A 25,618-nucleotide genomic window follows, 5' to 3' on the forward strand; every position below is an offset into this window, starting at 1 on the left:
TGAAACAATTATTCCTGAACTTTCGTTGTTTCAGTTTCTTCTTTTACTTCTTTTGTGTCTTTATCTTTAGAATCTTTTTTCTTTTTTGATTTCGAAGGTTTTTTGATCTCCTTAAAGTCAGCCATAAAGGCAGTGTATTTTTCAACCTGATCCGGATTCAGGAAAGCAGTTATTTTTTTAGTAGTACTTTCTCTTAATGCTTTCATTTGTTCTACTTTTTCATCCTGACTGCTGCTTTCATTTTTCAAAAGAATTCCTTGCTCTTTCATGCTATCAGTAAAAACATTTGCAATGGCAATGGCCTGAAGTTCATCAAGGTTAACTACCGGTTTCATTTGTTCTACAATTTTAGCTGCCATTTCTTCGGGTGGAGTTTCTTTAGGTTTGCTCGTATTTGGTTGTGGTCCGGACATCATACTTCTGTCCATTCCCATTCCGCCACCGCGCCCATAACCATTTCCGTAACCGCCGCCGCCATAGCCGTTATTATATCCATTTCCGTATTGAGCCGAAGCAAAATTGAAACAGAATAAGGTAAAAACCAAAAGAAATAAAGATTGAGTAGGTTTCATAAAAAATGTTTTTATCTTAAATTGATAATTGTTTAGCGTAAATTTAAGCAGGTTCTCCGTATAAATCAAATTCTGTTGCTTCTATTATTTTTATATTAACAAATTCACCTGTTTTTACATAATGTTTAGAGGCGTCAATCAAAACTTCATTGTCAACATCCGGGCTGTCAAACTCAGTTCTTCCAACAAAGTGCGCACCTTCTTTTCTGTCAATAATACATTTGTAAACCTGACCAATTTTTTCCTGATTCAGGTCCCATGAAATTTGCGATTGCAATTCCATTATTTCATTTGCTCTGGCTTGTTTTACATCGTCCGGAACGTTATCTTCTAATAAATAAGCATGCGTATTTTCTTCATGAGAATAAGCAAAACAACCCATTCTGTCAAATTTCATTTCCTGAACAAAATCTTTCAAAATTTCAAAATCTTCCTGAGTTTCTCCAGGATATCCAACGATTAAAGTCGTTCTAATTGCCATTCCAGGAACCGCAGCACGAAAATCTTTCAATAATTGAGTCGTTTTAGCCTGTGTAGTACCACGACGCATCGATTTTAATATTGAATCAGAAATGTGTTGCAGCGGAATATCAATATAATTACAAATTTTAGGTTCGCGTTTCATTAATTCCAAAACATCCATAGGGAAACCTGTAGGGTAGGCATAATGCAAACGAATCCATTCAATACCTTCGACTTTTGCTAATTCTTCTAAAAGTTCAGCAAGATTTCTCTTTTTGTAAATGTCAAGACCATAATATGTTAAATCCTGAGCAATCAGTATTAATTCTTTAACGCCATTTTTAGCTAAACCTTGTGCTTCCTTCACTAATTTTTCAATTGGCTGCGAAACGTGCGAACCTCTCATTAACGGAATAGCGCAAAAACTACAAGGTCTGTCGCAGCCTTCGGCAATTTTTAGGTAAGCATAGTTTTTAGGAGTAGTAGTCAAACGCTCTCCTAATAATTCATGTTTATAGTCGGCTCCTAAGGCTTTCAATAATTGAGGTAATTCTGTTGTACCAAAATACTGGTCTACATTCGGAATTTCTTTTTCTAAATCAGGTCTGTAACGCTCAGATAGGCAACCAGTCACAAAAACTTTGTCAACTAGTCCTCTGTCTTTTTTATCTGCATATTCCAAAATCATGTTTACTGATTCTGCTTTGGCATTGTCAATAAAACCACAAGTGTTAATTACGATAATGTTTCCTTCTCTTTCTGCTGGTGCTTCGTGTTCAACTTCTTTTCCGTTTGCACGAAGTTGTCCCATTAGCACTTCACTGTCATATACATTTTTCGAACACCCAAGAGTGATTACGTTAATTTTGTTCTTTTTTAAAGACTTGGTTCTCATACTTTTATAAATTGGAGTGCAAAATTACACTTTTTTATTCAAACACCGCTTGTTTCCTTTTCTTTTACGTGTTTTTTATGAAGCTTTTGGATAGTTATTCTGATATGCGGACAAATTAGAATAAACACGAATTTCGCTGATTTGCACCAATTGCTTTGCGGAATTAATTTCACAAAGTAAATAAGCCTATTAAATCGGTGTATATTCGTGAAATTTGTGTCTAAAATTAAGCTAATAGTATTGCTGTCAGGTTTTATTGGTGTGAAATTTCCAGTTTCTTAGTTCTAAAAAAAAATCCGCCAGACAACGCCTGACGGAAATTTCCATTCATCTATTTATTCTTAATTACAATTCAAATAATAAAGTCAAAGAAACATTATTTAGTTTCGATGTAATGTTTGCGCCATCAGTAAATCCTGTTGCGAAAAATCCCTGATTCGATTTTCTTTCCAAATAAGAATAAGCTAAATCTACTCTTGTTCCTCCAAAATTATAGCCTAAACCTCCAGAGTAACTGTTTAGGTCTCCAATTGTAGTTCCGTTTTTATAAGGACTACCTTCAAAACGATATCCACCACGTAGGCTTAATTGTTTTATTTTATATTCAGCACCAACTCTTAATTCACCGGCAGTAGTCAATTGATTGCTAATATCATTGTTTAAACCTCTAAATCGTGTATCACTTGTTGGTTTGAATTTAGAGTTGCTGTAGTCTTTAATGGAATAGTCGACGCTAATTAATCCTGATTTTCCAAATACATATGCAGCACTAAACGTTGTTTTTCCAGGGGTTTGTAAAGTGTATGATTCGTAAATGTTTACAATATTTGGATTGTCGTTATAATATTTAGTTTGTCCTCCGATAACATCAGTTGTGGTGTATAAACTTTGTGATAATTCGTCATAAAGCTCGTACCAGGTATTAGATTCGTATGCTAAACCAAGTCTGAAAGATTCTGTAACTTTAGCAATGGCTCCAAGTTGAAACGAGAACCCGTTACCGTATGTGTAAAGGTCGTTGTTAAAGGTTAGATCAGATATTGTTTCAGTTGGCTGCAGTGGATTGTCGTTTTTTTCGAAAAAACTACTTGTTTTTCTATAGTCGGTTATGTGGACATTTAAATTGGCACCTAGGTATATTCTGTCCTTATATGATGTTGCAATGTTAAAACTTAACTTGCTATTGTATCCGCTAGTCTGAAAACCATTTTCCTGGTAGTATTTACCACCAGCAGGTACATTGCTTAGGTATTGAGTTCCATTAATATCCCCTGGGTTTGCGGGTATTATTACCTTTCCATAATATCCAAAAGCAGCTTGTTGCTCATCGTAAAACTGATCTCTATAATCAATTTGTGTTACATCTTTTAAAGGTATTCCGTTAGCAAACGCTAAAAAGTATTTATCAATAGAATTTGTTGGATTTGTTCCTGCTGAGAAAACAGAATTATTAAAATTGTTAGTATTTTCATAATTCGCTCCAATTGCAATCTTTTTCCAATTATTGCTTGGGTTGTGATCGTTAAAAACAAAAACAGCTCCCGCCTGGTTTAGTATAAAAGAATTTTCTTTATCACTTGTTTGCGTTCCAAAATAATTAGAATTATTCTTAATATTCTGGTTGCTAAAAGTTATTCCGGTCTGATTGTTTAAGAAAACGGCAGATCCTGCAGGATTGACACTTATTGAGGATAAATCTCCTCCAACTGCTCCAAATGCACCGCTCATTGCTCTAAAACGAGCTGTTCCGGTTAGGTTGTCTTGTGCGTAACGAATAGCATCGGATACTTCTTGTGAATGTGAGACGCTAACAGTTAATCCTGTAATAAGGAGGAATAATATTTTTTTCATTGGGATAAGTTTTTAATGTGATTTTTCGATTTGTGAAAGAAGATATTATCTTCTTCCACCTCCGCCTCCTCCGTATGATCTTCCGCCACCGCCACCGCCGCCAGATGATCTCATGCTTCCTCCGCCACTGTTCATAGAACGTGATGGGCTAGGAGAGTAGCTTCTTGTTGGTGCGCTGTTATTACCGTTATTATAATTTCTGGTAGTCGTGTTACTGCTTGATCTTCTGTTAGAATAGTCGTAACTATTGCTTTGTCCCTGGGCAGCGCTTCGTCTGTTTGTAAAAGTTGGGTTTGAAGAATTGTATGTTCTTCCGTTTGTAGAACTTCTTCTAAAGTCAGAATACCCATTTCTGTTTGTTGTATAACTTCCTCTGTTTGTAGTGTAGTTTCTGTTGCTGAAATTTCTGTCAGTGTAGCTTCTGCTGCTGTAGTTTCTATTGCTATAGTTTCTGTTGCTATAGCTTCTATCATAGCCATAGTTTCTTCCTCCGTAATAAGCGGCAGAACCTCTTCTTCCATAACTATAAGCGTAGTTATTGTATCCGTAATAAGGTCTGTATCCTGGATAGCCCCATCCTGGTCCCCAATATCCTGGGTAGCCCCAGCCGTATGCAGGGTAGCCCCAGTAGCCTCCTCCGTAGCCCCATCCGTAATATGGATATCCGAAACCAATTCCGAATCCCATTGACCATGTAGGGTCAGAATAAACGTTTACAGAAACATCAGTATTTGCACTTCCCCAGGCAGGGTAAGCGGTTGCAACTGTTTGTGTGCTGTCATTATCGGCATAATTGCCATACGTGTCAACATCTGTAAAAATTTCAGTTGGCTGATTGTCATCTTGCAATGATCTAAAGTAATCTTTGTATTGATTATTTGTGTTTGTGGTATTTGTTTGAGCATACGTTCTTGTCGAACCACCATATACTCCATCATTATCATTATATGAAGCGTTTTGGTAAGAACCACACGATGCTAGTAGAAAACTCAATATTCCAATTAAGTAAAAATGACTTGAGTTTTGGCGGAGAGATGTAGAAGTTTTCATATCTGTGGTGTTTTTTATTGTTGCACATTACAAAAATAGTTAGTTTTGTCAAACTATTTAGTTAAAATTATTAAAACAAAATTTGTGCCAAACTATTCAATATGAGTAAGAACCTCACTACAAGATCAGAAGATTATTCGAAATGGTATAACGAGCTGGTTGTAAAGGCAGATCTAGCCGAAAATTCAGGCGTTAGAGGATGTATGGTTATTAAACCGTACGGATATGCTATTTGGGAAAAAATGCAGGCGGAATTAGATCGAATGTTTAAAGAAACAGGACATCAAAATGCATACTTCCCTTTATTCGTGCCTAAGAGCATGTTTGAGGCTGAAGAAAAAAATGCAGAAGGATTTGCAAAAGAGTGTGCTATCGTAACACATTATAGATTAAAGAATGATCCGGATAAACCCGGAAAACTAATGGTAGACCCAAATGCTAAGTTAGAAGAAGAGCTTATTGTTCGTCCTACTAGTGAAGCAATTATTTGGTCTACTTATAAAGGATGGGTACAATCGTACAGAGATTTACCTTTATTAATTAACCAGTGGGCAAATGTTGTGCGTTGGGAAATGCGTACGCGTTTGTTTTTAAGAACTGCTGAGTTTTTATGGCAGGAAGGGCATACGGCACATGCTACAAAGGCGGAAGCGTTAGAAGAGTCTGAAAAGATGATGAATGTTTACGCTGATTTTGTTCAGGATTTTATGGCGATTCCGGTTGTAAAAGGAATAAAAACCGAAACAGAACGTTTTGCCGGAGCTGATGAAACCTATTGTATCGAAGCTTTAATGCAGGACGGAAAAGCTTTACAGGCTGGAACATCGCACTTTTTAGGACAAAATTTCGCCAAAGCTTTTGATGTAAAGTTTGCAAATGCCGAAGGAAAGCAAGAACACGTGTGGGGAACCTCTTGGGGAGTTTCTACTCGTTTAATGGGTGCTTTGGTAATGACACACTCTGATGATCAGGGATTGGTTTTGCCTCCTAATTTAGCGCCAATACAAGTTGTTATCGTGCCTATTTATAAAACAGATGAGCAATTGGCTGAAATTACAGCTGCAGTGAATGAATTGACAGCTAAACTTAAGAAATTAAAGATCTCTGTTAAATATGATGACAGAACAACTCAAAAACCAGGATTCAAATTTGCTGAATGGGAATTAAAAGGTGTTCCAGTTAGAATTGCTGTTGGACCAAAAGATTTAGAAAACGGAACTTTTGAAGTTGCGAGACGGGATACATTGACAAAAGAGACAGTTTCAGGAGAAGGAATTGTTACTTATATAAATGACTTGTTGGAGCAGATTCAGGCAGATTTATTTAACAAAGCATTAGACTATCGTAATACTCATATTACAGAAGTAAATAGTTTTGAGGAATTTAAGGAAGTTTTAGATGGTAAAGCAGGGTTTGTATCGGCTCATTGGGACGGTACTGCTGAGACTGAAGAAAAAATAAAAGACTTGACAAAAGCCACAATTCGCTGCATTCCTTTGGATAGTAAAGAAGAGGCGGGAACCTGTGTGTTTACTGGTAATCCTTCTTCAAAAAGAGTGTTGTTTGCAAAGGCTTATTAATTTTTTTTAATTTTTTTTGCATCAGGTATTGTACATCTTAAAAATAGTTGTATTTTTGCATCCGCATTAGAGAAGCAGGCCCGTTCGTCTATCGGTTAGGACGCATGGTTTTCATCCATGTAAGAGCGGTTCGATTCCGCTACGGGCTACTACTTTTTTTGCAAAATTGTTCTTAAAATACTGAGAATTAAAATGGCCCGTTCGTCTATCGGTTAGGACGCATGGTTTTCATCCATGTAAGAGCGGTTCGATTCCGCTACGGGCTACAATAATACCTCTATTTAAATATAGAAAAACTTAGAAGGATATGGTCTGTTCGTCTAGGGGTTAGGACTCCAGGCTTTCGTCCTGGTAACAGGGGTTCGATTCCCTTACAGACTACTAAAATTAGTTGTGAATAAGTTTTGTAAAATAAGGATTGGTGTCTCGATTTTTATTTTATTAGTTAAAACCAAAGTGATTGTTTTGCAATTGTGGGAGGTTTTTCTTTTTTAACTAGTATCTATAATAATTATTACATCTAAAATTAAAACAAAATGGCAAATCATAAGTCAGCATTAAAAAGAATCAGAAGTAACGAAAAAAGAAGAGTTCTTAACAGATATCAACATAAAACTACTCGTAATGCTATTAAAGCATTAAGAATAGCTACTGATAAAGCTGATGCTACTTCTAAATTATCAACTGTAATCTCTATGATTGATAAATTAGCTAAAAAGAACATCATTCATGATAATAAAGCTTCTAACTTGAAGTCTAAATTAACTAAACATGTTGCTAAATTGTAATTAGTTACAATTTCCTAAAGTATATAAAAAGTCCTCTAAAAGAGGACTTTTTTTTATTTGAACAAAACGGAATAAACAAATAAAATTCCAAAAAAAAATAAATTCCAAATTTCAATTATACGCGTTAACTTTTGCGATATCTATTGGAATTTGGATTTTTTTTTTTTTTTTTTTAGAATTTAGATATGTTTGTTGGAATTTGGAATTTTAGATATTGGAATTTAAATCTATTTAAAGATCCATTTTCTTTTTAAGATATTCCAACATTGGCTGTGTAATTGGTTTTGAAAGGAAATCGATGATAATAGGATATTTTTTTGCTTTGGCCAGATCTTCGGGGTCAATTGTAGAAGAAAGTACAATTACGCGTGCCTTATTGAATTCGGCATAATCTGAAGAGGTAAAATGGTCCAGGAATTCCCAACCGCCCATGACAGGCATGTTTAGATCTAAAAAAATTAGTTCTGGTTTGCTTGCTTTGTTTTTGTTGTACTTTAAGGTATTGAAATGATGCAATGCTTCTTCGCCATTTTGAGCAGTGATAATTTCTTTTGAAAAAGATGATTTCGAAATTACTTTCTTGCATAGCATTAACGTGATTGGGTCGTCGTCGATGCATAAAATTTGCTCGAGCATATAAATTAATTTTTAAATGTTATTGTAAATGTTGTTCCTGTATTAACTTCGCTATCGATACTAATTGTTCCTCCCATAGTTTCTACTTGTGATTTTACTAAATACAATCCTAAGCCTTTGCTGTCGGGGTAATTGTGAAATCTTTGATACAATCCAAAAACTTTATCGCCGTTTCGTTCCAGATCAATTCCAATTCCGTTGTCTTTGAAGGTTAGGATGGCTTTATGATCGATTTGTTCGGCGGTAATAGAGATTTTTAATTTCCTGTTTTCTGATTTGTATTTTATAGAATTGGTTAGTAAATTAAGTAAAATGCTTTCAATATAGGCTTTATTTGTGTTTAATACAGGAACTTTGTCGAATTTGAGTTTAATAATAGGTTTGTGCAGCTCGATCTGAAAAGACAATTGACTAAAGACATTCTCGAAAACTTCTTTTAATGAGACTTCTTCTTTTTGCATCGAAGGATTGTCTTTGATGATAATCACTTTTACCAGATCATTGATAGTTTCATTTAATAAATGAGTCGATTTTGTAAAACCGGAAATAATTTCCTGAAGTTCAGGATTCTTTACCGGGATGTCTTCTATTAAGTTAAGAAGTCCTATTAAATTAGATAATGGCGCTCGCAGATTATGTGACGTAATATAGGAGAATTGTTTTAAGTCTTTATTGTTTTGAGTTAATTCGCGAATAAGATGTTCTTTTTCTGTCTCTAATTTTTTCTCATCGGTGATGTCTCTTTGTATAGAGATCCAGTGCGAAATATTTTCTTCATTATTGAAAATTGGAATCATCGAAAATCGAACCCAGTATTCCTCTTTTTTCTTGGTGTAGCTTATAGTTTCAATTAAGCACTCTTCTTTGTTTTTTATGGCTCTTAATAGTTTTTTTAATTCTTCTGAATCTGATTTTGGCCCTTTGAAGATGTTCGGGGATTTACCGATTATTTCATGAGAGAGGTATCCGGACATGTGCGAAAAAGCAGGATTCACATAGACTATTTTAGGAATTTTACGATCTACTGAGTTAGCTTCTGTAATCAGGATCGAATCTTTAGATTGTGTAATTACGGTTTCTAAAAGTTTTAGTCGCTGCTCTTCTTCTTTTTGTTTGGTGATATCCTGAATGGCTCCAATCATCCTTATGGCTCTTCCGTTTTCATCTTTCAATAAAAAACCTCTGTCAAGAACATATTTATAGGTTCCGTCAGCACATCTAAAGCGGTATTGATCTTGCCATTTTTCGGTTTTTTGCTCGATAAACGAATATAGTTTTATAGACATTCTGATGCTGTCTTCGGGGTGTATTTTGTCAAACCACCATTTTGATGTTTTGCCAACTTCTGCCGGATTGTATCCAAAAACAATTTCGATTCCTTTGTTCCAGTTGATGCTGTCTTCCTGAATTTTCCAGTCCCAAATAGTATCACTTGTTGCCTTTGCGACAATGTCATATTTTTCGTTCGATTCTTTGATTTCTTCGTTTGTTCTCTTTAGTTTTTCGAAAATAGAGATATTTCTGTTTTCGTTTTTGGCTAATATATATCTGAAAATAAATCCTGTAGCTAATATAAAGAGTATGTCTTTTATGAAAAATAAATAAAAATATTCTATTTTAGAAAAGTAGGTAGTAAGTATTTTATGACAGAGAATTGCCATAATTAGCGATATGATAACGTAAACTAGAGTAATTTGGAGAGTTTTACTTTTCATTACTCAAATATAGTTAAATTAACTATAATTAAACAACAACGAAAGTTCAATTTGGTGGTTAAATTTACATTGTTTTAACGAACTAATTACTTGTCTATACGCAAACTATCACAGAAACGTTTTTTATATCAAAATAAAGTGTACCTTTGCACCCATTAAAAATCACAGATGGAATCTATTAGAAACATTGCAATTATTGCCCACGTCGATCACGGTAAAACCACTTTGGTTGATAAAATTATGTATCACTGTCAATTATTTCGTGACAACGAAAACACAGGTGATTTAATTCTTGATAATAACGATTTAGAGCGTGAGAGAGGTATTACTATTACTTCAAAGAACGTATCAGTTCAATATAAAGGAACAAAAATCAATATTATCGATACTCCTGGCCACGCCGATTTTGGAGGAGAAGTAGAACGTGTATTAAACATGGCCGATGGTGTATGTTTGCTAGTCGATGCTTTTGAAGGTCCAATGCCACAAACTCGTTTTGTATTACAGAAAGCGATTGACCTTGGTTTAAAACCTTGTGTAGTTATCAATAAAGTTGATAAAGAAAACTGTACTCCTGAAGAAGTTCATGAGAAAGTTTTTGACTTAATGTTTGAATTAGGTGCTGAAGAATGGCAGTTGGATTTCCCAACCGTTTATGGTTCTGCTAAAAATAACTGGATGTCTGATCATTGGGAAAACGTAACTGATAATGTTGAAGCATTATTGGATATGGTTGTTGAAAATGTACCAGCTCCTAAAGTTTCTGAAGGAACACCACAAATGTTGATTACTTCTTTAGACTTTTCAGCTTTTACAGGTCGTATTGCTATTGGTCGTTTAGAAAGAGGTGTTCTTAAAGAAGGTATGCCAATCTCATTAGTGAAAAGAGATGGTACTGTATCTAAATCACGTATCAAAGAACTTCATACTTTTGAAGGACTTGGTCGTAAAAAAGTACAAGAAGTTATTGCTGGAGATATTTGTGCAATCATTGGAGTTGAAGGTTTTGAAATTGGTGATACTATTGCTGATTTTGAAAATCCAGAAGGTCTAAAAACGATTGATATTGATGAGCCTACAATGAGTATGTTGTTTACAATTAATGACTCTCCTTTCTTTGGTAAAGAGGGTAAATTTGTAACTTCTCGTCATATTAGAGAAAGATTGACAAAAGAATTAGAGAAAAACTTAGCGATGAAGTTAGGTGAAACTGATTCTGCTGATAAATTCATGGTTTTTGGTCGTGGAGTACTTCACTTATCTGTTCTTATTGAAACAATGAGAAGAGAAGGGTATGAGTTACAAATTGGTCAGCCACAAGTTATCATCAAAGAAATTGATGGTAAAAAATGTGAGCCAATTGAGGAATTGACAATCGATTTACCGGAATCACTTTCTGGAAGAGCGGTTGAGTTCGTTACTATGCGTAAAGGTGAAATGCTGAGCATGGAAACTAAAGGTGAGCGTATGATTGTAAAATTTAATATTCCATCTCGTGGAATTATTGGATTGCGTAACCAATTACTTACTGCAACAGCTGGTGAAGCTATTATGGCACACCGTTTCATTGGATATGAGCCTTACAAAGGAGAAATTGCCGGGCGTAACAAAGGTTCATTGATTTCTATGGAAAAAGGAAAAGCTATTCCTTATTCTATCGATAAATTACAAGATCGTGGTAAGTTTTTTGTTGAACCAAATACTGAAATTTACGAAGGTCAGGTAATTGGAGAAAACTCTCGTGCTGATGATATGTGTGTAAACGTAACGAAAGAGAAAAAACAATCTAACGTTCGTTCTTCTGGAAATGATGAAAAAGCAAGAATCATCCCTCCAATTATTTTCTCATTAGAGGAAGCTTTAGAGTACATTCAAAAAGATGAATATGTAGAGGTAACTCCAAAATCTATTCGTTTGAGAAAAATCTATTTGACAGAAACTGATAGAAAAAGATTTAAAATCTAAATCATTTTTTAAATTTCAATATAAAAAATCCCAAATTCCATTTTTACGGAGTTTGGGATTTTTTTTATTCTAACTTTTTGGAATTTATAATTTTTAGTTGAAGTTTAAATTCCTTAGAATTTTCAAGTATTGGAATTTGGAATTTTCAGATTGGAATTTCCTTTATTTTTTTAAACTAAAATGGCCTTTTACAGTTTTGCCATCAACAAATTGTAGTGTAAACCAATAATCATCAGAAGGAAGTTGCTGGCCATTGTAAATTCCATTCCATCCGGCACTATTTTGATTCATTTGTTTCAATAACTTCCCGTAACGATCGAAAATGAAAATCTTGTAATCAGGAAGGTGATCTGCATTAGTAATAAACCATAAATCATTATAACCATCTCCGTTAGGAGTAAAGAATCTAGGATAGTCTATGACATATAAAAGAAAAGAATTAGACAATCCACAGCCATTTTTATCTCTGGCAATTGCATTGTAAATTCCTGCTCTGACACCGGTAAACAACGCGTCGTCCTGAAAAACATTACCGTCTAATGAGAATTCATAATTACCAACTCCTGTATATTTTATTAAAACAGAATTGTCAATTCCCGAAAAATCTTTAATAATAGCATCGGTTATAAAAGCAGGCTCAGATAAAATTACTTTGAATTTCTTTGTTTTTTCACAACCATTAGGATCTGTAACTACTACTGAATAATCTCCTGCTGTGTTAACGTCTATAGAGGTGTCGCTACTTCCGGTATTCCATTTATAACTTACAAAACCAGTAGCAACATTTAATGTGATTTCTTCTCCTTTGCATAAATATTTTGTTTCATCCTGAAAATTAGGAGGATCAAAAGTATTTACAACAAGTGTAATGGGAACGATATCAAAACAATCAGCTCCGTTTGTAGCTTTAGCATAAATAATCTGGCTGTAAGCGACAGTATTTTTAAAAATGTTCGGCAGTTTATTGGCATCATGCAACGCATCATTAGTATTTAGATAATAATTAAATACTAATGTAGCAGGTAATCCTGTTGTGACTTGAGCTGTTACTTCTGCTGCAAGATCAAATTGATACAATCCGTCTTGTTTATCATCTCCATCGCAAGTTGCAATTGGGTTTTGATCCGCAATTGTTGTATTAGAAACCTTCAATGTTACTTCGGCAGTTGTAAAACAGCCGTATTGATTTTCAATTCTTGCAAAAACAATTTGATCAGGGGTTTTATTCGTGTATTTCTCAGGATTTAAAATCGGATTTGTTGGTGCCTGAGCATCTGCTAATGATTCGTAATATCCTTTGTTTAAAATTGCTGAAACATTATTTTTTACAATATCATTAACTTTTGTCAGGTTGAAAACAGTAATTCCGTCAGTATCATCATCGCATTGTAATAAAGAAGTGTCGGTCGAAAGAATTTCTGGAGCATATTCAATTTTAATTTGTCCTGTCGATACGCAAGTTGTGCCCTTTATAGTAGCTTCGACTTTATAATTTCCTGTTGATTGAACATTATATGTAGCACTTATTTCTGAAGGAATTTCTACATAATTATTAGTTGCATCTTGCTTAAACCATTTAAAGTCGTATTGGGTATTGTCTAATTGAGTGTTCAACGTGATAGTTTCTCCAAAACATGCAGGATTGTTATTTGCTATAGTTCTGTCTGCTCCAAAATCAACTAAAGAAAGAAAACTTCCACCTTCTATAAAAACAGCTGAGTTGTATTCTTTGGTAGAATCATCAGCAATGACTAGTTTTAGGTGATATTTTTTATTAGGAACTACGTTGGCCCTGGCATTCATTACTTTAGTTTGCCCTGCATAATTTATAGGACTACTAGCAGTATTATATCTGTCAAAGAAATCTTCGTTTTCTGCTGGACAGCCGGGAGAAGATATGGTACCATCTGAATAAGGCTCTATTTCATTATGTACAGTCGTAGAAGAAACAGGTGTTGTAGTATTGGGTAATACGGCTAAATTTTTGTAGTCCTCTGTACTTCCCGCTTCTTTTATTAAAAAAGCGAATCCATCAGAGTATTTGCAAGGGTAATAAGTTTGATACTCATTTGAAGCAAAAATATAATTAAAACTTATGGAATTAGTCAAAGCTACAAAATCAAATTCTAAAACTGTTGCTTGGGTACTGTTAGTAGTATTTAATGCCTTTTCTAAATCATCATCACCAGGCCATCCGTTAGTTTGTATACCTTTCGAATTGGCTTCGTTATAAGGTCCGGCAGCATTTTTACTGGCTGAAGTACTTAAAACAATTCCACTGGAAAAAGGAAAATCACTAGTTCCTGAAGTGAAAGAAGCATAACTATTTCCACTGCTTGTTGGATTTCCTGAAGCCTGCACACTGGATACATCGATACACGAACTATTTATTAAAATATTCTTTACTAAACTTTCGTCTGTTTTTGAATCATCTACAGTAATATTCTGCGCTTTTATCTTTGTGGATAATAAGCACAGAAAGAAAACTAATAAAAAGATTTTAATATAATTCATAGTATTACAAATATACTATAAATCTCTTTTTTTAAGCAATTTGTAAGAAAAAAGCATGAATAATAATGTCCATACTAAAACAATTACAATTGAAAGAATATGTACAGCATAATCTTTAGTGTTTTCGACTCCTATTTGTGTTCCTATACTTCTTATAATTGATAATCTTGTAAAAGGTTCAGTGATTAAATTTGACATTGCTTCCAGAGGAAGGAATTGTGTGATGTAACTTCCTGTATTGCTGTTTGGAAAAACTTTAAATACTAATATTCCTTTTAGGATCCACTCAAAAATACTCCAAACCAATAGAAAACCTAAAGCAAAAGCAGAACGTTTTACTAAAATTCCTAAAAACAAACAGAAAGAAAAGAATCCTGTCAATTTTACAAAAAAGGCTAAGAGATAATCTAAATCACTAAAAACGATACCAAATTCAGTATAAGATGAAAACGAATATCCAAGAATTAAAGTCATTATAAAAACGAAAACGGTCGAGCCTAATGCAAAAAGTACAACGGTTAAGAATTTGGATAAAATAAATTCTTTTTTGCTTAAACCGTCAATTAAATTTTGTTTTAAAGTACCATAACTATATTCATTTGCCATCATTGACACAATAACAATGGCTAGGAAAAATTTTAGCCAGGCGGCAACATAAGTATTAAACTGCCATATAAACGGAAAATTAAAAATTCCCATTTCTGACGGATCAATATGTATTGGACCTATATCAAATTTGATAGAAGCAATTAATGCAATGAACGAAAGTAAAATGAAATAGGTTAAAGTAAGGATGCGACTGGCTTTGTTTTTCCAGATTTTTTGTAATTCTATAGAGATAAGTCTGTTCATGGTTTAGTTGTTTTGAGTAATGGCATTTTTGGTTAATTCTAAAAATTGAGCTTCTAAACTGTTTTTACGTTTTACTAAGTGGCTTAACGTAATGTTTTTAGAAAATAAAAACTGATTCAGTTCTGCTGCTGATAAATTTGATTTTAAATAAACCAAAATTTTCCCGTCCTCCTCTGTAATCCGGTCTATTGATGAATGTGTTGCCAGAACATTTTTTAGTGTTGCATTATCATCACACATAACTTCAAAGAAACCTTCATTTGCTGACATTTCATCCACCGAGCCTGAATACAAAATTTCGCCTTTACGCAAAACAATCACATGCGAACATACTTTCTCTACTTCATCTAATAAGTGCGATGCCAGTAAAATAGTAGTGCCCTGAGAAGCTATTTTTTTGATAATATCACGAATCTGGTGAATTCCCTGCGGATCTAAACCATTTGTAGGTTCATCTAAAATTAAAATTTCAGGGTCATTTAAAAGTGCCGATGCAATAGCCAAACGCTGCTTCATCCCTAATGAGAAAGTACTGAACTTACTGTCTTTTCTTTCAGTTAAACCAACTAAATCCAGTTTTTCATTGATTTTAGTATAATTGATGCTTTTTATTTTGCAAACCAATTTCAGGTTTTCTTCGGCCGTCATGTACGGGTAAAAGTTAGGTCTTTCTATTATGGCGCCTACTTTTTTTAAGGCTTCATGAGTCTGAACCTTTCCTCCAAACCAGCTATAATTTCCTGATGTACGGTTTACAACATTTAGGACAATTCCTAAAGTAGTCGATTTTCCACTTCCGTTAGGTCCCAAAATACCGTAAACACGGCCTTTTTGTATTTCAAAAGAAACATTTTTTAAGGCCTGAATGCGCCCGTATCTTTTATGCAGATTCTCAATAGTAAGTATGGTTTCCAAATTTATTCGGTTTTAGTTTTAAGTATGACGATTCAACTTGTTTATTGTTACGCTAAATTTTATTTAATGTAAATTTGTAATAAAGATATTCAAAATGAGCGAACCTTTAATGGTTTTAAAAAAACCATCGTACCCTTTGACACCAGCTCTTTTAAGTTATCTAGACCGATACGAGCGTATATCGAAGGTATCTGTGTTCTATGATGATTTATTGCGATTTTCCGGTGCCATAAATTTATATGATAAAAACGGAGTAGATACTTTGTGGACTCGTGTTTATTATGGAGAGTTTGACCGCGAAGAAATTGATTTGAATTTAAAAAAGATTTATTCGCTGTTGCATTCCGATGGTAACAATGATATTATTCAGTATCTAAATGTCGATGCTATCGATTTTTGCACCTTTGGAAACTCAAAGCCTTTTAGGGTAAAAGTCCGTAATATTCTCAATGACAACTACGTTCATTTTTATATAAAAAAAGCCGATGCTTCACGAATTTACGGATTAGAATTGGAAGACATTTTATCTCCGGATAAAATAAATTTTTTAGTTTTTGGTGACACTCTGATCGAAGAACATATCGTAGGAATTCCGGGTGATATTTTTATGGAAACGTTGCTTCATACTTCTACCGAAACAGAAAAATCTCAAATAGCAAAAGAGTTTGTGAAATTTAATGAGCGTTGTATGATTAGGCTTTTGGGCGATATGCGTTCGTATAATTATGTAATTGTCCCAATTCATGATTTTGACCAGGTAGTCTATAGAATTCGTGCCATAGATTTTGATCAGCAATGTTATGAGGGGAATTTTAAAGTCTATCGTCCGCAGTTTTTTAAAGAGAACTATCAGATGATGAAACTTATTAAAGAAAAATTAGAGGACCGTTCTGTTATTCAGTATAAAGATGAAGAAAGAGCCATTTTGGCCAAACGAATTCATTCTGCCGAAGCCAGGATTACAAAATTATTGAATATCATGTGTCACGATACCATTTCGACAGTAGATCATTTAAATCAGCTAAAAATGGAATTGTACCGTTATACCAACGATATGAAGTTTAAAAATGCCAAATCGATGGGGCATGTCATGTTTGCGGCTTTTGAGTTTATTACGCGCAATTTTAAAAACACACATTTAATCTAGTTTTTAGCCACAGATTAAACGGATTCTTTTAAAATATTAACTTTGATAAAATCATTTTTAATCATTTAATCTGTGGCTAGAAAAATAAAAAATAATCATATGAAAAAGTTTTTTTTACTTGGGATTTCTATTGCTTTACTAGCTTGTCAGCAACAATCAACGGCTGAATTCAAGACGCTTTATTCGCTTCCTAAAAAATTAAAAGAAGTTTCAGGCATTACTTATTTCCCAGAAACCAAACTGCTTTATACTTTAGAAGACAGCGGCAATAAAAATGCAATCTATGCCATAAATTCGCAAGGTAAAGTGGCTAAAACAATTACAATCACAAACGCCACAAACGTAGATTGGGAAGATATTACTAAAGATAAAACCGGAAATATCTACATTGGTGATTTTGGGAATAATGATAATGAACGTAGAGATTTGTGCATTTACAAAGTCAATAAAAATCAATTGAATAAAGATGCGGCTGTAGCCGAATATAAAGTTTCATTTTCGTATCCGGAACAAACTGAATTTCCTCCAAAGAAAAAAGAACTGTTTTATGATGTTGAAGGTTTTTTTGAACACGGAAATTACTTTTACCTTTTTACAAAAAACCGTAGCAAAAATTTCGACGGAACCGCTTTTATATACAAAATTCTAAACGCTCCGGGAACTCAAAAAGCAACTAAAATAGGTGAATTTAAAACCTGTGATAATTACAATCATTGTGTCCTGACAAGTGCTACAATTAGTCCCGATGGGAAAAAAGTAGTTTTGTTAAGCCATGATAAAATTGTTTTATTTAAAGATTTCAAAGGAGACTTATTTCATAAAGGATCTCAAACCGAAATCAAACTAAATCACTTCTCGCAAAAAGAAGCCATAGTTTTCAAAGACAACAACACATTATTGATTGCCGACGAAAAAACAAACAAAGTAGGAGGAAACGTTTACGAGTTTAAGCTAAAGTAGTTTAAGCTGCTGAGTTGCTAAGACTCTAAGCTACTAAATTTCTAAGTTTAAAATAAGAAAGCATCTCATCAAAAAAATTAGCCACGAATTCACGAATTATTATTATAAATAATTCGTGAATTCGTGGCTTTGTCCCTTTGTCCCTTTGTCCCTTTGTCCCTTTGTCCCTTTGTCCCTTTGCAACTTTGAACCTTTCCTAAAAGCTATATGCCGCTCCAAAAATAACCCTTCCTTCTTCGTCAGGAGATTTAAAATAAGAAACTCTCGCAGTTAAAACATTTATGGCGTTCATCCAGATTCCTCCACCATAATCCTGATGCCATTTTCTTGAATTTTCACCATCAAGCCAAACTCTTCCGTAATCAAAACCACCCAGAATTCCATAAGTTAAAGGAGCAATTGTTTTTCGGATTTTACCAATGCTTAATCGTAAATCTGTGCTTTGAGAGAAATAAGAACTTCCTAGAAAGCGCTCATTTCTATAACCGCGTAAATCAGTATCTCCACCTAAAGTAGCGCCTTGATAAAATTCGTAATTGTTGTTTAGAATCGCTTTTCCTTTTAAAATTGTAGCTAATACTAAATTTCCGTTGTGATCGATTTTATGAGTAAATCCTAAGAAACTTTCAATGGTAGGAAAATTTTGTTTCGTGTTATCTAAGTTAGAAAGCCATGTTGCCGAAGCCATAAAAGCAACACCTAAAGTAGGTTTTGCAGCAAAATCAGCATTTTTAAATAGATATTTAATTTTTGCACCACCATAAACCTGACTATCAAAAACAATTGGGTTAATGATATTTGGAGTATCAATGTATCTGTTATCTGTTTCTTCAACTCTCATTTGTTGTAACATGGGCTGAATACTAAACTCACTTCCGTATCTGCCAACGTGTCTAATAGCTCCGTAAAGATTAAATTTCTGAATACGAACCCTATTGTAATCCATTCCAAATTCTTCAGTATTATTTACCGATTCATTTCCGTATCCAAAATAGTTTACTGCAAAGTTTGGAGTTGTATATTGCGATTCAACATCAATAACCCATTTACCTAACAAACCAGGAAAATGCGCTACATAATTAAACTCTAAACCTCCTGTTGCAAAATAATAAAAAGCATTTAATACGTGTCGTTGCGTATACGGATTCTGTTTGAAATTGTTTACCGTATAATTTAAATTAATACCCACTTTTACACCATCATCAGGATTAAAACCAATGTTTGGCAGACCGGATACCACATTGTATTTAGGTTTTTCGTAATTGTATAAGTTCACATCGTAATCATCTGTTAGTTGTGTTCTTGTTTTAGCATCCAGATTATAGGTGTTCTCTTTAGATTTAAAATCATACACAATTACTTTTTTACCGTTTTCGATGTTGTACGTGTCATTGTTCTGACCGCCAATCAAACGAATTTTAATGTTTGATTTCTGATTTCCTTTTACCTCAAAAACATCATTATCATCTAAACCATAAATCCAAAGATTTTTAGTTTTAGAATCCGTTACCGTTTTCGTGTAAACTAATTCATCGCCTTCTTTTTTAACTCTAAAAACCTGAATTTCGATGCTTTTTTTAGCATTATGATTAATAACGAATTTGTCTTTTTTATCTGTTCCGGCAATCATTACCGTATGGCTTAAAACATCAAAATACTCCGAAGCATATTTTTGAAGATCTTTCTTTCTGTTTTTTAATTTTTTCTTGATGTCTTCAATCGTTGCGTCCTGAACTTCTTTTGGTAAGTTTTTAAAAGCTTTATCGATATCACTATCCGATAAATTTTCCTGAATATATTTGGCCTGAGCGATCCAGTCCTTTTCTTCAGCAGTTCTTAAAAATGCTAAATCCATAGGGTAAGGTTCTCTGTTAAGCCACTTTACATTATCAATTTTATTTTTGAAAGTTCGCATATGGCGAAGTGCAGGAATATTCATTAAAAGAGAAAGTAAAGTTCCGTCGTATTTTACAAAAGCCTGATCACGGTCACGAGGAATTGGCTCATAAAGCACTTTATTGCCTTTTTTATGCTCTGCCCAACGCCATTGATCACTATGTCTGTCCCAATCGCCAATAAGCATATCAAACAAACGCGCTTTCATATAAGCATCTTCATCAACGCTGTATTTTTCGTCTTTATGAAGATTTTTCATCATATCCTCAGTACTAATAATATCAGTTGGATTACCAAAATTTTTAGCATCCAAATGATTATCAGCTGGTCTTTCTTCGACCATATAAAGCTGATCTCCAAAGTTCGAGTTAAACTCTTTTAAACCGTTTTGTTTTGGAATATAATATAGAACTGGATTGGTATGCGGTAAACCAATCTGGTCTGCCATACTGCCAATGGCAAATGTAGTATAAGGATGAGAAGTGGTGTAGAAATCAAATAAGAAGTTCTCTGCATATGTATCTTCAAAATCATTAACCACATATTGATCTTTAAAAGCTACTGACTGCAAAAATACGGTGGCACTTTTTTTCAGGGCACGCATTACATATTCTCTTCCTTTGGGATCAGACACTCTTAACGATACAGATTGATGTCCTCCGCCTTCGCGAATAGGTTTCAGACCGCCCATTAAAGTATCTAAAGTAGCTGTTTTAGCTTCTATTGGCAAGCTGTAATACTTTCTGTAATGATTTCCGAATAAGAATTTATGAAAAATACTCTTTTTGGTCATTTTATCAGAATAAATAGAAGTGGTAACAGTGGCGGGAAACTTATTATCAACCGTTGCTGCCCAATTAATTTCTTTTGCCTTTATAATTTCATGTTCAAAAAGTAATTTTTCTTTATTGTTTTCATTTCCAAAAAACGAAACTTTAGCATCACCGCTTTTAAACAAAGTTAAGGTGGCGTAACCATTTCCGCCATAAGAGAATTCATTAGGATTTATCGCTCTTGCCGCTTCAGATTTTGATCCTGCACCGCTAATAATTTGCTGAATATTTTCTTTGTTAACATACTGAAGATTATGATCGTGTCCGGAAACTACAATTACGTTTTTCTGTTTTTGCAAAAGGGTTTTAATTCGTTTTGCATAAATAGTATATTGCTTGTTTTGAATATCCTGCGGACTTGCTCCGGATGTTTTACGTAACAAGTTGATAAAAGAACCAATTATAGGCAATGGTATTTTTTGTTCTAGTGGGAATAATTGTTTTTCTAAAGAAAATTGCCCGCCGTGAGTTCCGTTGCTCATCAAAGGATGGTGAATAGCAAGAACAACTGTTTTTTCCTGATTTTTATTTAAGATATTTTCTAACTGATCAAAAAAATCTTCTCTCGTTTTAATGTCGCAATCGTCATTAATAGTAGGGTGATTATCCCAGTTTTCCAGAAACCATTCACTGTCAACAGTAATTAGTGTCGTAGTACTGTCAATTTTTACATCTTCGATCGCGCACCCTTTTCTAGGCAAAAAAGCCTTTTTGTCATTTAAATATTTCGTTACAAAATTCGCCTGGCGTTCCAGACCTTTTATACCATTATACCAATCGTGATTACCCGGAATAACAATTGTTTTTCCTTTAAAACCTTTAGTAAGTTTTAGTTGGTTGGTCAATTTTGTTTCGGCCAAAGCTTTCTCTGCGGCATTATCATCGCTGGGAAAACCTTTAGGATAAATATTATCTCCTAAAAAAAGTAAGGTTGCTTTTTTATTCGATTTTTTCAATTTTTGATGCAATAATTCAAGCGTTTGTTGTGCCTGTTCCTCATCTGCATTTCCGGCATCTCCAACTAAATAAATTGTGTGTGCAATTTTTATAGTATCAGTTGCGTTTTCCGTTTCGTTAGCACTAACATTTTTTCCATATTGCGCTTTATGTGTCGCACAGGAATAGACCAGTAGCAATACAACTATTGCCAAAGACCGGTTTTTAATTTTAGTAATAAAATGATTATCCAAAAACAATTTCATAATTTAGTGGTATATAAAACAATTCTCCATGAATCTAGTAGAACAATCAGAAGATTTCGTCAGTAATTTACTCAAAGATAAACTTTCTAATCTATATTCTTATCATAATTTTAACCATACTTTCACCGTAGTAAATGCTGTTAAAGAGCTATGCAAAAAGGAAGACGTGAGTAGTGATGATAAAGAAATACTTTTGGTGGCTGCCTGGTTTCATGATACAGGTTATATTGATGGTTATGAAAATCATGAACAGGAAAGTGTGAAAATTGCTACAGCTTTTTTGAAAGAAAAAGGACAATCTGATGAATTTATAGCGAGTGTTTCTAATTTGATTATGGCTACCGTAAAAGAATATGTTCCCAAAACACATTTAGAAAAAATAATTAAAGACGCAGATTTTTCGCATCTAGTTGGAGCAGAGTATGAAACAACCTGCGAATTGTTGCGAATTGAACTAAAAAATACCTGGAAACTGGATTTTTCTAATGTCGAATGGGCAAAAGAAAATTTGAATTTTTTAATGAACAAACATCGTTTTTATACCGATTATGCACTTAGAAAATGGCAGCCTCTAAAAGAAAAAAATTTACTCCTTGTTCAGAAGAGATTTGAAAAACAAAAAAAGAAAGAAGCTGATAAAATAGAAGAAGAAATTAAAAAGAAAGATAAAATCGAAAAACCGGATCGTGGTGTCGATACTTTGTTTCGTGTTACTTTAGGAAATCACACGCGTTTAAGCGGAATTGCCGATAGTAAAGCCAATATTTTATTGTCTGTAAATGCAATTATTATTTCGATTGCACTTTCGTCGATTATTCCAAAATTAGACAGCCCGAAGAATGCACATTTAGTGATTCCAACTTTTATAATGCTGATGTCAAGCGTTATTACGATAATTTTTGCGATTCTTTCGACCAGACCAAAAGTTACTTCAGGAGTTTTTACCAGAGAAGATATCGAGAACAAAAAGATTAATCTGTTGTTTTTTGGGAATTTCTATAAGATGCCTTTAGAAGAATACGACTGGGCAATGAATGAAATGATGAAAGATCGTGATTATCTCTATTCGAACATGATCAAAGATTTGTATTACCTGGGATTGGTTTTGCAGCGTAAATACAACTTGTTGCGCATTGCTTACAACTTTTTCATGATTGGTATCATTGTAACTGTTGTTGCTTTTGTAATCGCTTTTAAATCAATTTAATTAAAAAAGCTTTGTCAAAGTTTTAAACTTTGACAAAGCTTAGTATATAACATCAATCTTGTCATCTCTCGTTTCTCAGGATGACAAAAATGCGCGGCCTAACTATGTATTCAATAATTAATTAAGCTCATCTAATAAATCCTGATAGGTAATTTTTTGAGCCACCGGATTTGTACTGTTATTAATCACTTTTACACGAATCGCTCTTAGACCGGAAACTCCCTGAAGATCTTCGACTTCAAATTGTTCAATTGATGGTTCTAAGATTTTCTTGTGCTGCAAATATTTGATATATTTTAAATACTCCGCTTCTTCGCTGTTTTGAGAATATACAATTGTAATTTTTTCTTTCTCTGTAATACGCTCTTTTGTGCCCTTAATGTTCGATTTATCGATACGTTTTTTAACCACTTCGTATCTTGCATTGTACGTTCCGTCAACATCAAAACGTTTTTCATCCATTCTAAAACGGATAGAAAGCGGCGCACTAAATACTAAAATCAGCGAAGTTACGTCGAGTTCATACGGTAAAGATTCTTTTAGCTGATGATGTTCCAGTTCCATTTCGCACAAAGTTTGTAATTGCCACAAACGTAAATTGTGCAAATACATAATATCAAAAGGTTTGGTTGGCGAAATTGATGCACCAATATATAAATTATGCTCAACACCGTCGGTTTTAAAACGCTCGTAATAATGGGGATAAATTTGTTGCGCTTCGATTTGTTTTTTATCTAAAACCGATGCCAGTTTTTTGTTGATAATAGACATCGCATTGTCAAATTTCTTTCTTTCCTGATAAAATAATCCCGTTTTTTCATCAAGAGTCTCAAAATATATCTCTTCTAATTTTTCGTTGATGGCATTTCCTTTTGTATTTTTTAAAATAGGATGTATCTCTTCTTCAATATAACGTTGAATTTGTTGTTCTGTATCTGCTTTTAGCGGAAAATCAAGCTCGTTGCGAAGTGATTCCAATTCAAATTTTCTTTGTTCCAAAAGTACCAGATTTGCATTTGGTTTTTGATTGTCAAAAATTTCCAGAAGCGTAGTAAGCTGGCTTTTCAAATCTGTTTTAACTGTTTCATTTCTGTGCTCAGAAGAACCTTTAATATCGATTTGACCGTACAGCGGATAAACATTTTTAAAGACAATTTCTTTAAAAATATAATCTTTTATAGGATTGTTATTCTGAAAATAATTTTGGGATTCTTTCTTGAATTTCCAGTAAACACTTGGATGAATAGTAGTGTATTCACGCTGAATAATGGCCTCAACCTGATGTTGCATATCCGTATTATAGCGATCAATCGTATCCGTTAAATAGGGTAGGACTAACTCTAGTTTGGTTGCATTTACACTATTAATTTCTCTGGCATTTCCGGAAACTAATTCAATAACACCCAGTAAATGATCGTTCTTTATAACAGGAGCAAAAACACAACTCTGAATCCCTTGTCTTAATAAATGTTCCCCAAGTTTTTTATTAGATGATTCCTCGATGAATTTTTTAACATTAGAAATAACAAAAGGCTCTTTGTTGTCTAATAAATTTTCAAAAGAACATCCAAAAAAAGCATTTTTACAATCGACTTCCTGATCTTTTGCAAGTAAAAAGCTTTTGAGCTGATTGTCTAATTTTGCCGGCCTGATAAATTTTTCTTCTTCAGGATTGTAAATAATAAAACCTACTCTTAAATCCGGAATTTTAAATATAGATTTAAAAATGTTTGTAACAATTTCATCTGTTGCAACGGTTTTTGAATCAGGCTTAAGTAAATTACTTTTTAAATTAGAAATGGCACTTTCTGTTGTCGCATCAAATAAAGAAACAATTCCAAAACCTTTTAAAATCCAGCTTCCTTTAGGGAATTTTGATTTCCAAAGCTCCAGATCGTTATAATTATCAAATAAAAGATCGATATCGTCCTGAGTCAGTTCTACAGCGTTTTCAGTTGGAATTATTTCCATAAAATCGGCATTGTATAAAATGCGATAATGTTTTTCGACTCCATCTTCATCCGGAATGTCGTAGAAAAAAGGTTTATTAAAATCTATTTTCTGATTGTAATAATTGTTTAAAATCAAGCAGCAATTATTAATGTAAAATTGATGATCATCAAAATCACGAATCTCCATATAAAATTCGTCACCGGCATTACGTAAAATTTTCTTGAAACGATCAGTATAGTTAAATGATATATTTTGAAACGGAATTGTAACCGCCTTTATTTCGTTTTGGGTTAAAGCAGTTGGGAATAAATCTGCTAATAAATTTTTGATTAAAGCTTCATTGTTTTTAATGATAGAAAAATCCTGAATCCCGGTTCTAAATTCGGGAATAGGTTCTATTTCTTTCAATATGGCTTTGGCGTAGTTGGCTCGGTAATCTACATTCGATAAAGCAATTTCTTCAAAAGATTCAATTAGTTTATGAAATGAAATTATGGTTTTAAAGGGACTTTCGTTGAATAATTGAATATCCATGTTAATTTGTTTTTAGAGTACAAAATTAAGCAAAAATTAAGAATCTTTGCTATTATATTATTTCTTTCGTCTATTGTTTCATAGATTTTAC

Annotated in this window: 17 protein-coding genes and 3 tRNA genes; 9 read left to right on the forward strand and 11 right to left on the reverse strand. The window is 33.6% G+C overall.

Annotated features, from left to right (window positions below; translation table 11 throughout):
• Positions 1-8 precede the first annotated feature (8 nt).
• The 4 genes from GIY83_RS00650 to GIY83_RS00665 form a co-directional block, all read right to left on the reverse strand.
• Positions 9-572 carry a hypothetical protein gene (locus GIY83_RS00650; protein WP_194617665.1) on the reverse strand — a complete coding sequence of 188 codons (564 nt, stop codon included), beginning with the start codon at positions 570-572 and terminating at the stop codon, positions 9-11.
• 43 nt (positions 573-615) lie between these two features.
• Positions 616-1,929, reverse strand: coding sequence for a 30S ribosomal protein S12 methylthiotransferase RimO (rimO, locus tag GIY83_RS00655; RefSeq protein ID WP_208684089.1), 1,314 nt, complete (start codon positions 1,927-1,929; stop codon positions 616-618).
• A gap of 345 nt (positions 1,930-2,274) precedes the next feature.
• Positions 2,275-3,780, reverse strand: a complete 1,506-nt coding sequence (locus GIY83_RS00660; RefSeq protein ID WP_208684091.1) for an OmpP1/FadL family transporter — start codon at positions 3,778-3,780, stop codon at positions 2,275-2,277.
• A 45-nt stretch (positions 3,781-3,825) separates the two neighbouring features.
• A complete protein-coding gene (locus GIY83_RS00665) occupies positions 3,826-4,830 on the reverse strand; it encodes a hypothetical protein (protein ID WP_194617668.1) in 1,005 nt (334 codons plus the stop codon).
• 101 nt (positions 4,831-4,931) lie between these two features.
• Between GIY83_RS00665 and proS the strand changes: the two genes are divergently transcribed.
• From proS to rpsT, 5 genes are all read left to right on the forward strand, one after another.
• The gene (proS, locus tag GIY83_RS00670) at positions 4,932-6,410 is read left to right on the forward strand and encodes a proline--tRNA ligase (RefSeq protein ID WP_208684092.1); all 1,479 of its coding nucleotides are present in this window, start codon (positions 4,932-4,934) and stop codon (positions 6,408-6,410) included.
• A 77-nt stretch (positions 6,411-6,487) separates the two neighbouring features.
• Positions 6,488-6,559: transfer RNA gene (locus tag GIY83_RS00675), tRNA-Glu, on the forward strand.
• A 45-nt stretch (positions 6,560-6,604) separates the two neighbouring features.
• Positions 6,605-6,676 (forward strand) — tRNA-Glu (locus tag GIY83_RS00680).
• A 43-nt stretch (positions 6,677-6,719) separates the two neighbouring features.
• Positions 6,720-6,791 (forward strand) — tRNA-Glu (locus tag GIY83_RS00685).
• Between the two features lie 155 nt (positions 6,792-6,946).
• A complete protein-coding gene (gene rpsT, locus GIY83_RS00690; protein WP_055095632.1) occupies positions 6,947-7,198 on the forward strand; it encodes a 30S ribosomal protein S20 in 252 nt (83 codons plus the stop codon).
• Between the two features lie 231 nt (positions 7,199-7,429).
• Here the strand turns inward: rpsT and GIY83_RS00695 are convergent, their stop codons facing one another.
• Positions 7,430-7,834, reverse strand: coding sequence for a response regulator (locus tag GIY83_RS00695; RefSeq protein WP_194618345.1), 405 nt, complete (start codon positions 7,832-7,834; stop codon positions 7,430-7,432).
• A 5-nt stretch (positions 7,835-7,839) separates the two neighbouring features.
• Complete coding sequence (locus GIY83_RS00700; protein ID WP_208684094.1) at positions 7,840-9,549, reverse strand: PAS domain S-box protein; 1,710 nt, start codon at positions 9,547-9,549, stop codon at positions 7,840-7,842.
• Positions 9,550-9,717: 168 nt separating this feature from the next.
• Here GIY83_RS00700 and typA point away from each other — a divergent pair, with 168 nt between their 5' ends.
• A complete protein-coding gene (gene typA / locus GIY83_RS00705) occupies positions 9,718-11,514 on the forward strand; it encodes a translational GTPase TypA (protein WP_194618347.1) in 1,797 nt (598 codons plus the stop codon).
• Positions 11,515-11,676: 162 nt separating this feature from the next.
• Here typA and GIY83_RS00710 read toward each other — a convergent pair whose 3' ends face one another.
• From GIY83_RS00710 to GIY83_RS00720, 3 genes are read right to left on the reverse strand one after another with little or no spacing between them, the layout of a single operon-like run.
• Positions 11,677-14,028, reverse strand: a complete 2,352-nt coding sequence (locus GIY83_RS00710) for a T9SS type B sorting domain-containing protein (protein WP_194618348.1) — start codon at positions 14,026-14,028, stop codon at positions 11,677-11,679.
• Between the two features lie 15 nt (positions 14,029-14,043).
• Positions 14,044-14,880 (reverse strand): ABC transporter permease, encoded by an 837-nt coding sequence (locus GIY83_RS00715; protein WP_208684096.1) that lies wholly within the window; start codon positions 14,878-14,880, stop codon positions 14,044-14,046.
• A gap of 3 nt (positions 14,881-14,883) precedes the next feature.
• On the reverse strand, positions 14,884-15,795 hold the full coding sequence (locus GIY83_RS00720; protein WP_194618350.1) for an ABC transporter ATP-binding protein: 912 nt from the start codon (positions 15,793-15,795) through the stop codon (positions 14,884-14,886).
• Between the two features lie 94 nt (positions 15,796-15,889).
• Between GIY83_RS00720 and GIY83_RS00725 the strand changes: the two genes are divergently transcribed.
• Complete coding sequence (locus GIY83_RS00725) at positions 15,890-16,942, forward strand: hypothetical protein (protein WP_194618351.1); 1,053 nt, start codon at positions 15,890-15,892, stop codon at positions 16,940-16,942.
• Positions 16,943-17,041: 99 nt separating this feature from the next.
• Positions 17,042-17,902 carry an SdiA-regulated domain-containing protein gene (locus tag GIY83_RS00730; RefSeq protein ID WP_194618352.1) on the forward strand — a complete coding sequence of 287 codons (861 nt, stop codon included), beginning with the start codon at positions 17,042-17,044 and terminating at the stop codon, positions 17,900-17,902.
• Positions 17,903-18,098: 196 nt separating this feature from the next.
• On the opposite strand, the gene GIY83_RS00735 is transcribed toward GIY83_RS00730, so the two are convergent.
• Positions 18,099-21,833, reverse strand: a complete 3,735-nt coding sequence (locus tag GIY83_RS00735) for a metallophosphoesterase (RefSeq protein ID WP_208684098.1) — start codon at positions 21,831-21,833, stop codon at positions 18,099-18,101.
• A 28-nt stretch (positions 21,834-21,861) separates the two neighbouring features.
• On the opposite strand from GIY83_RS00735, the gene GIY83_RS00740 reads away from it, so the two are divergent.
• The gene (locus GIY83_RS00740) at positions 21,862-23,040 is read left to right on the forward strand and encodes a Pycsar system effector family protein (RefSeq protein ID WP_208684100.1); all 1,179 of its coding nucleotides are present in this window, start codon (positions 21,862-21,864) and stop codon (positions 23,038-23,040) included.
• 117 nt (positions 23,041-23,157) lie between these two features.
• Here GIY83_RS00740 and GIY83_RS00745 read toward each other — a convergent pair whose 3' ends face one another.
• A complete protein-coding gene (locus tag GIY83_RS00745; protein ID WP_208684102.1) occupies positions 23,158-25,527 on the reverse strand; it encodes a GAF domain-containing protein in 2,370 nt (789 codons plus the stop codon).
• Positions 25,528-25,618: the final 91 nt, after the last annotated feature.

The organism is Flavobacterium sp. SLB02 (assembly GCF_009664855.1).
Taxonomy (GTDB): Bacteria; Bacteroidota; Bacteroidia; order Flavobacteriales; family Flavobacteriaceae; genus Flavobacterium.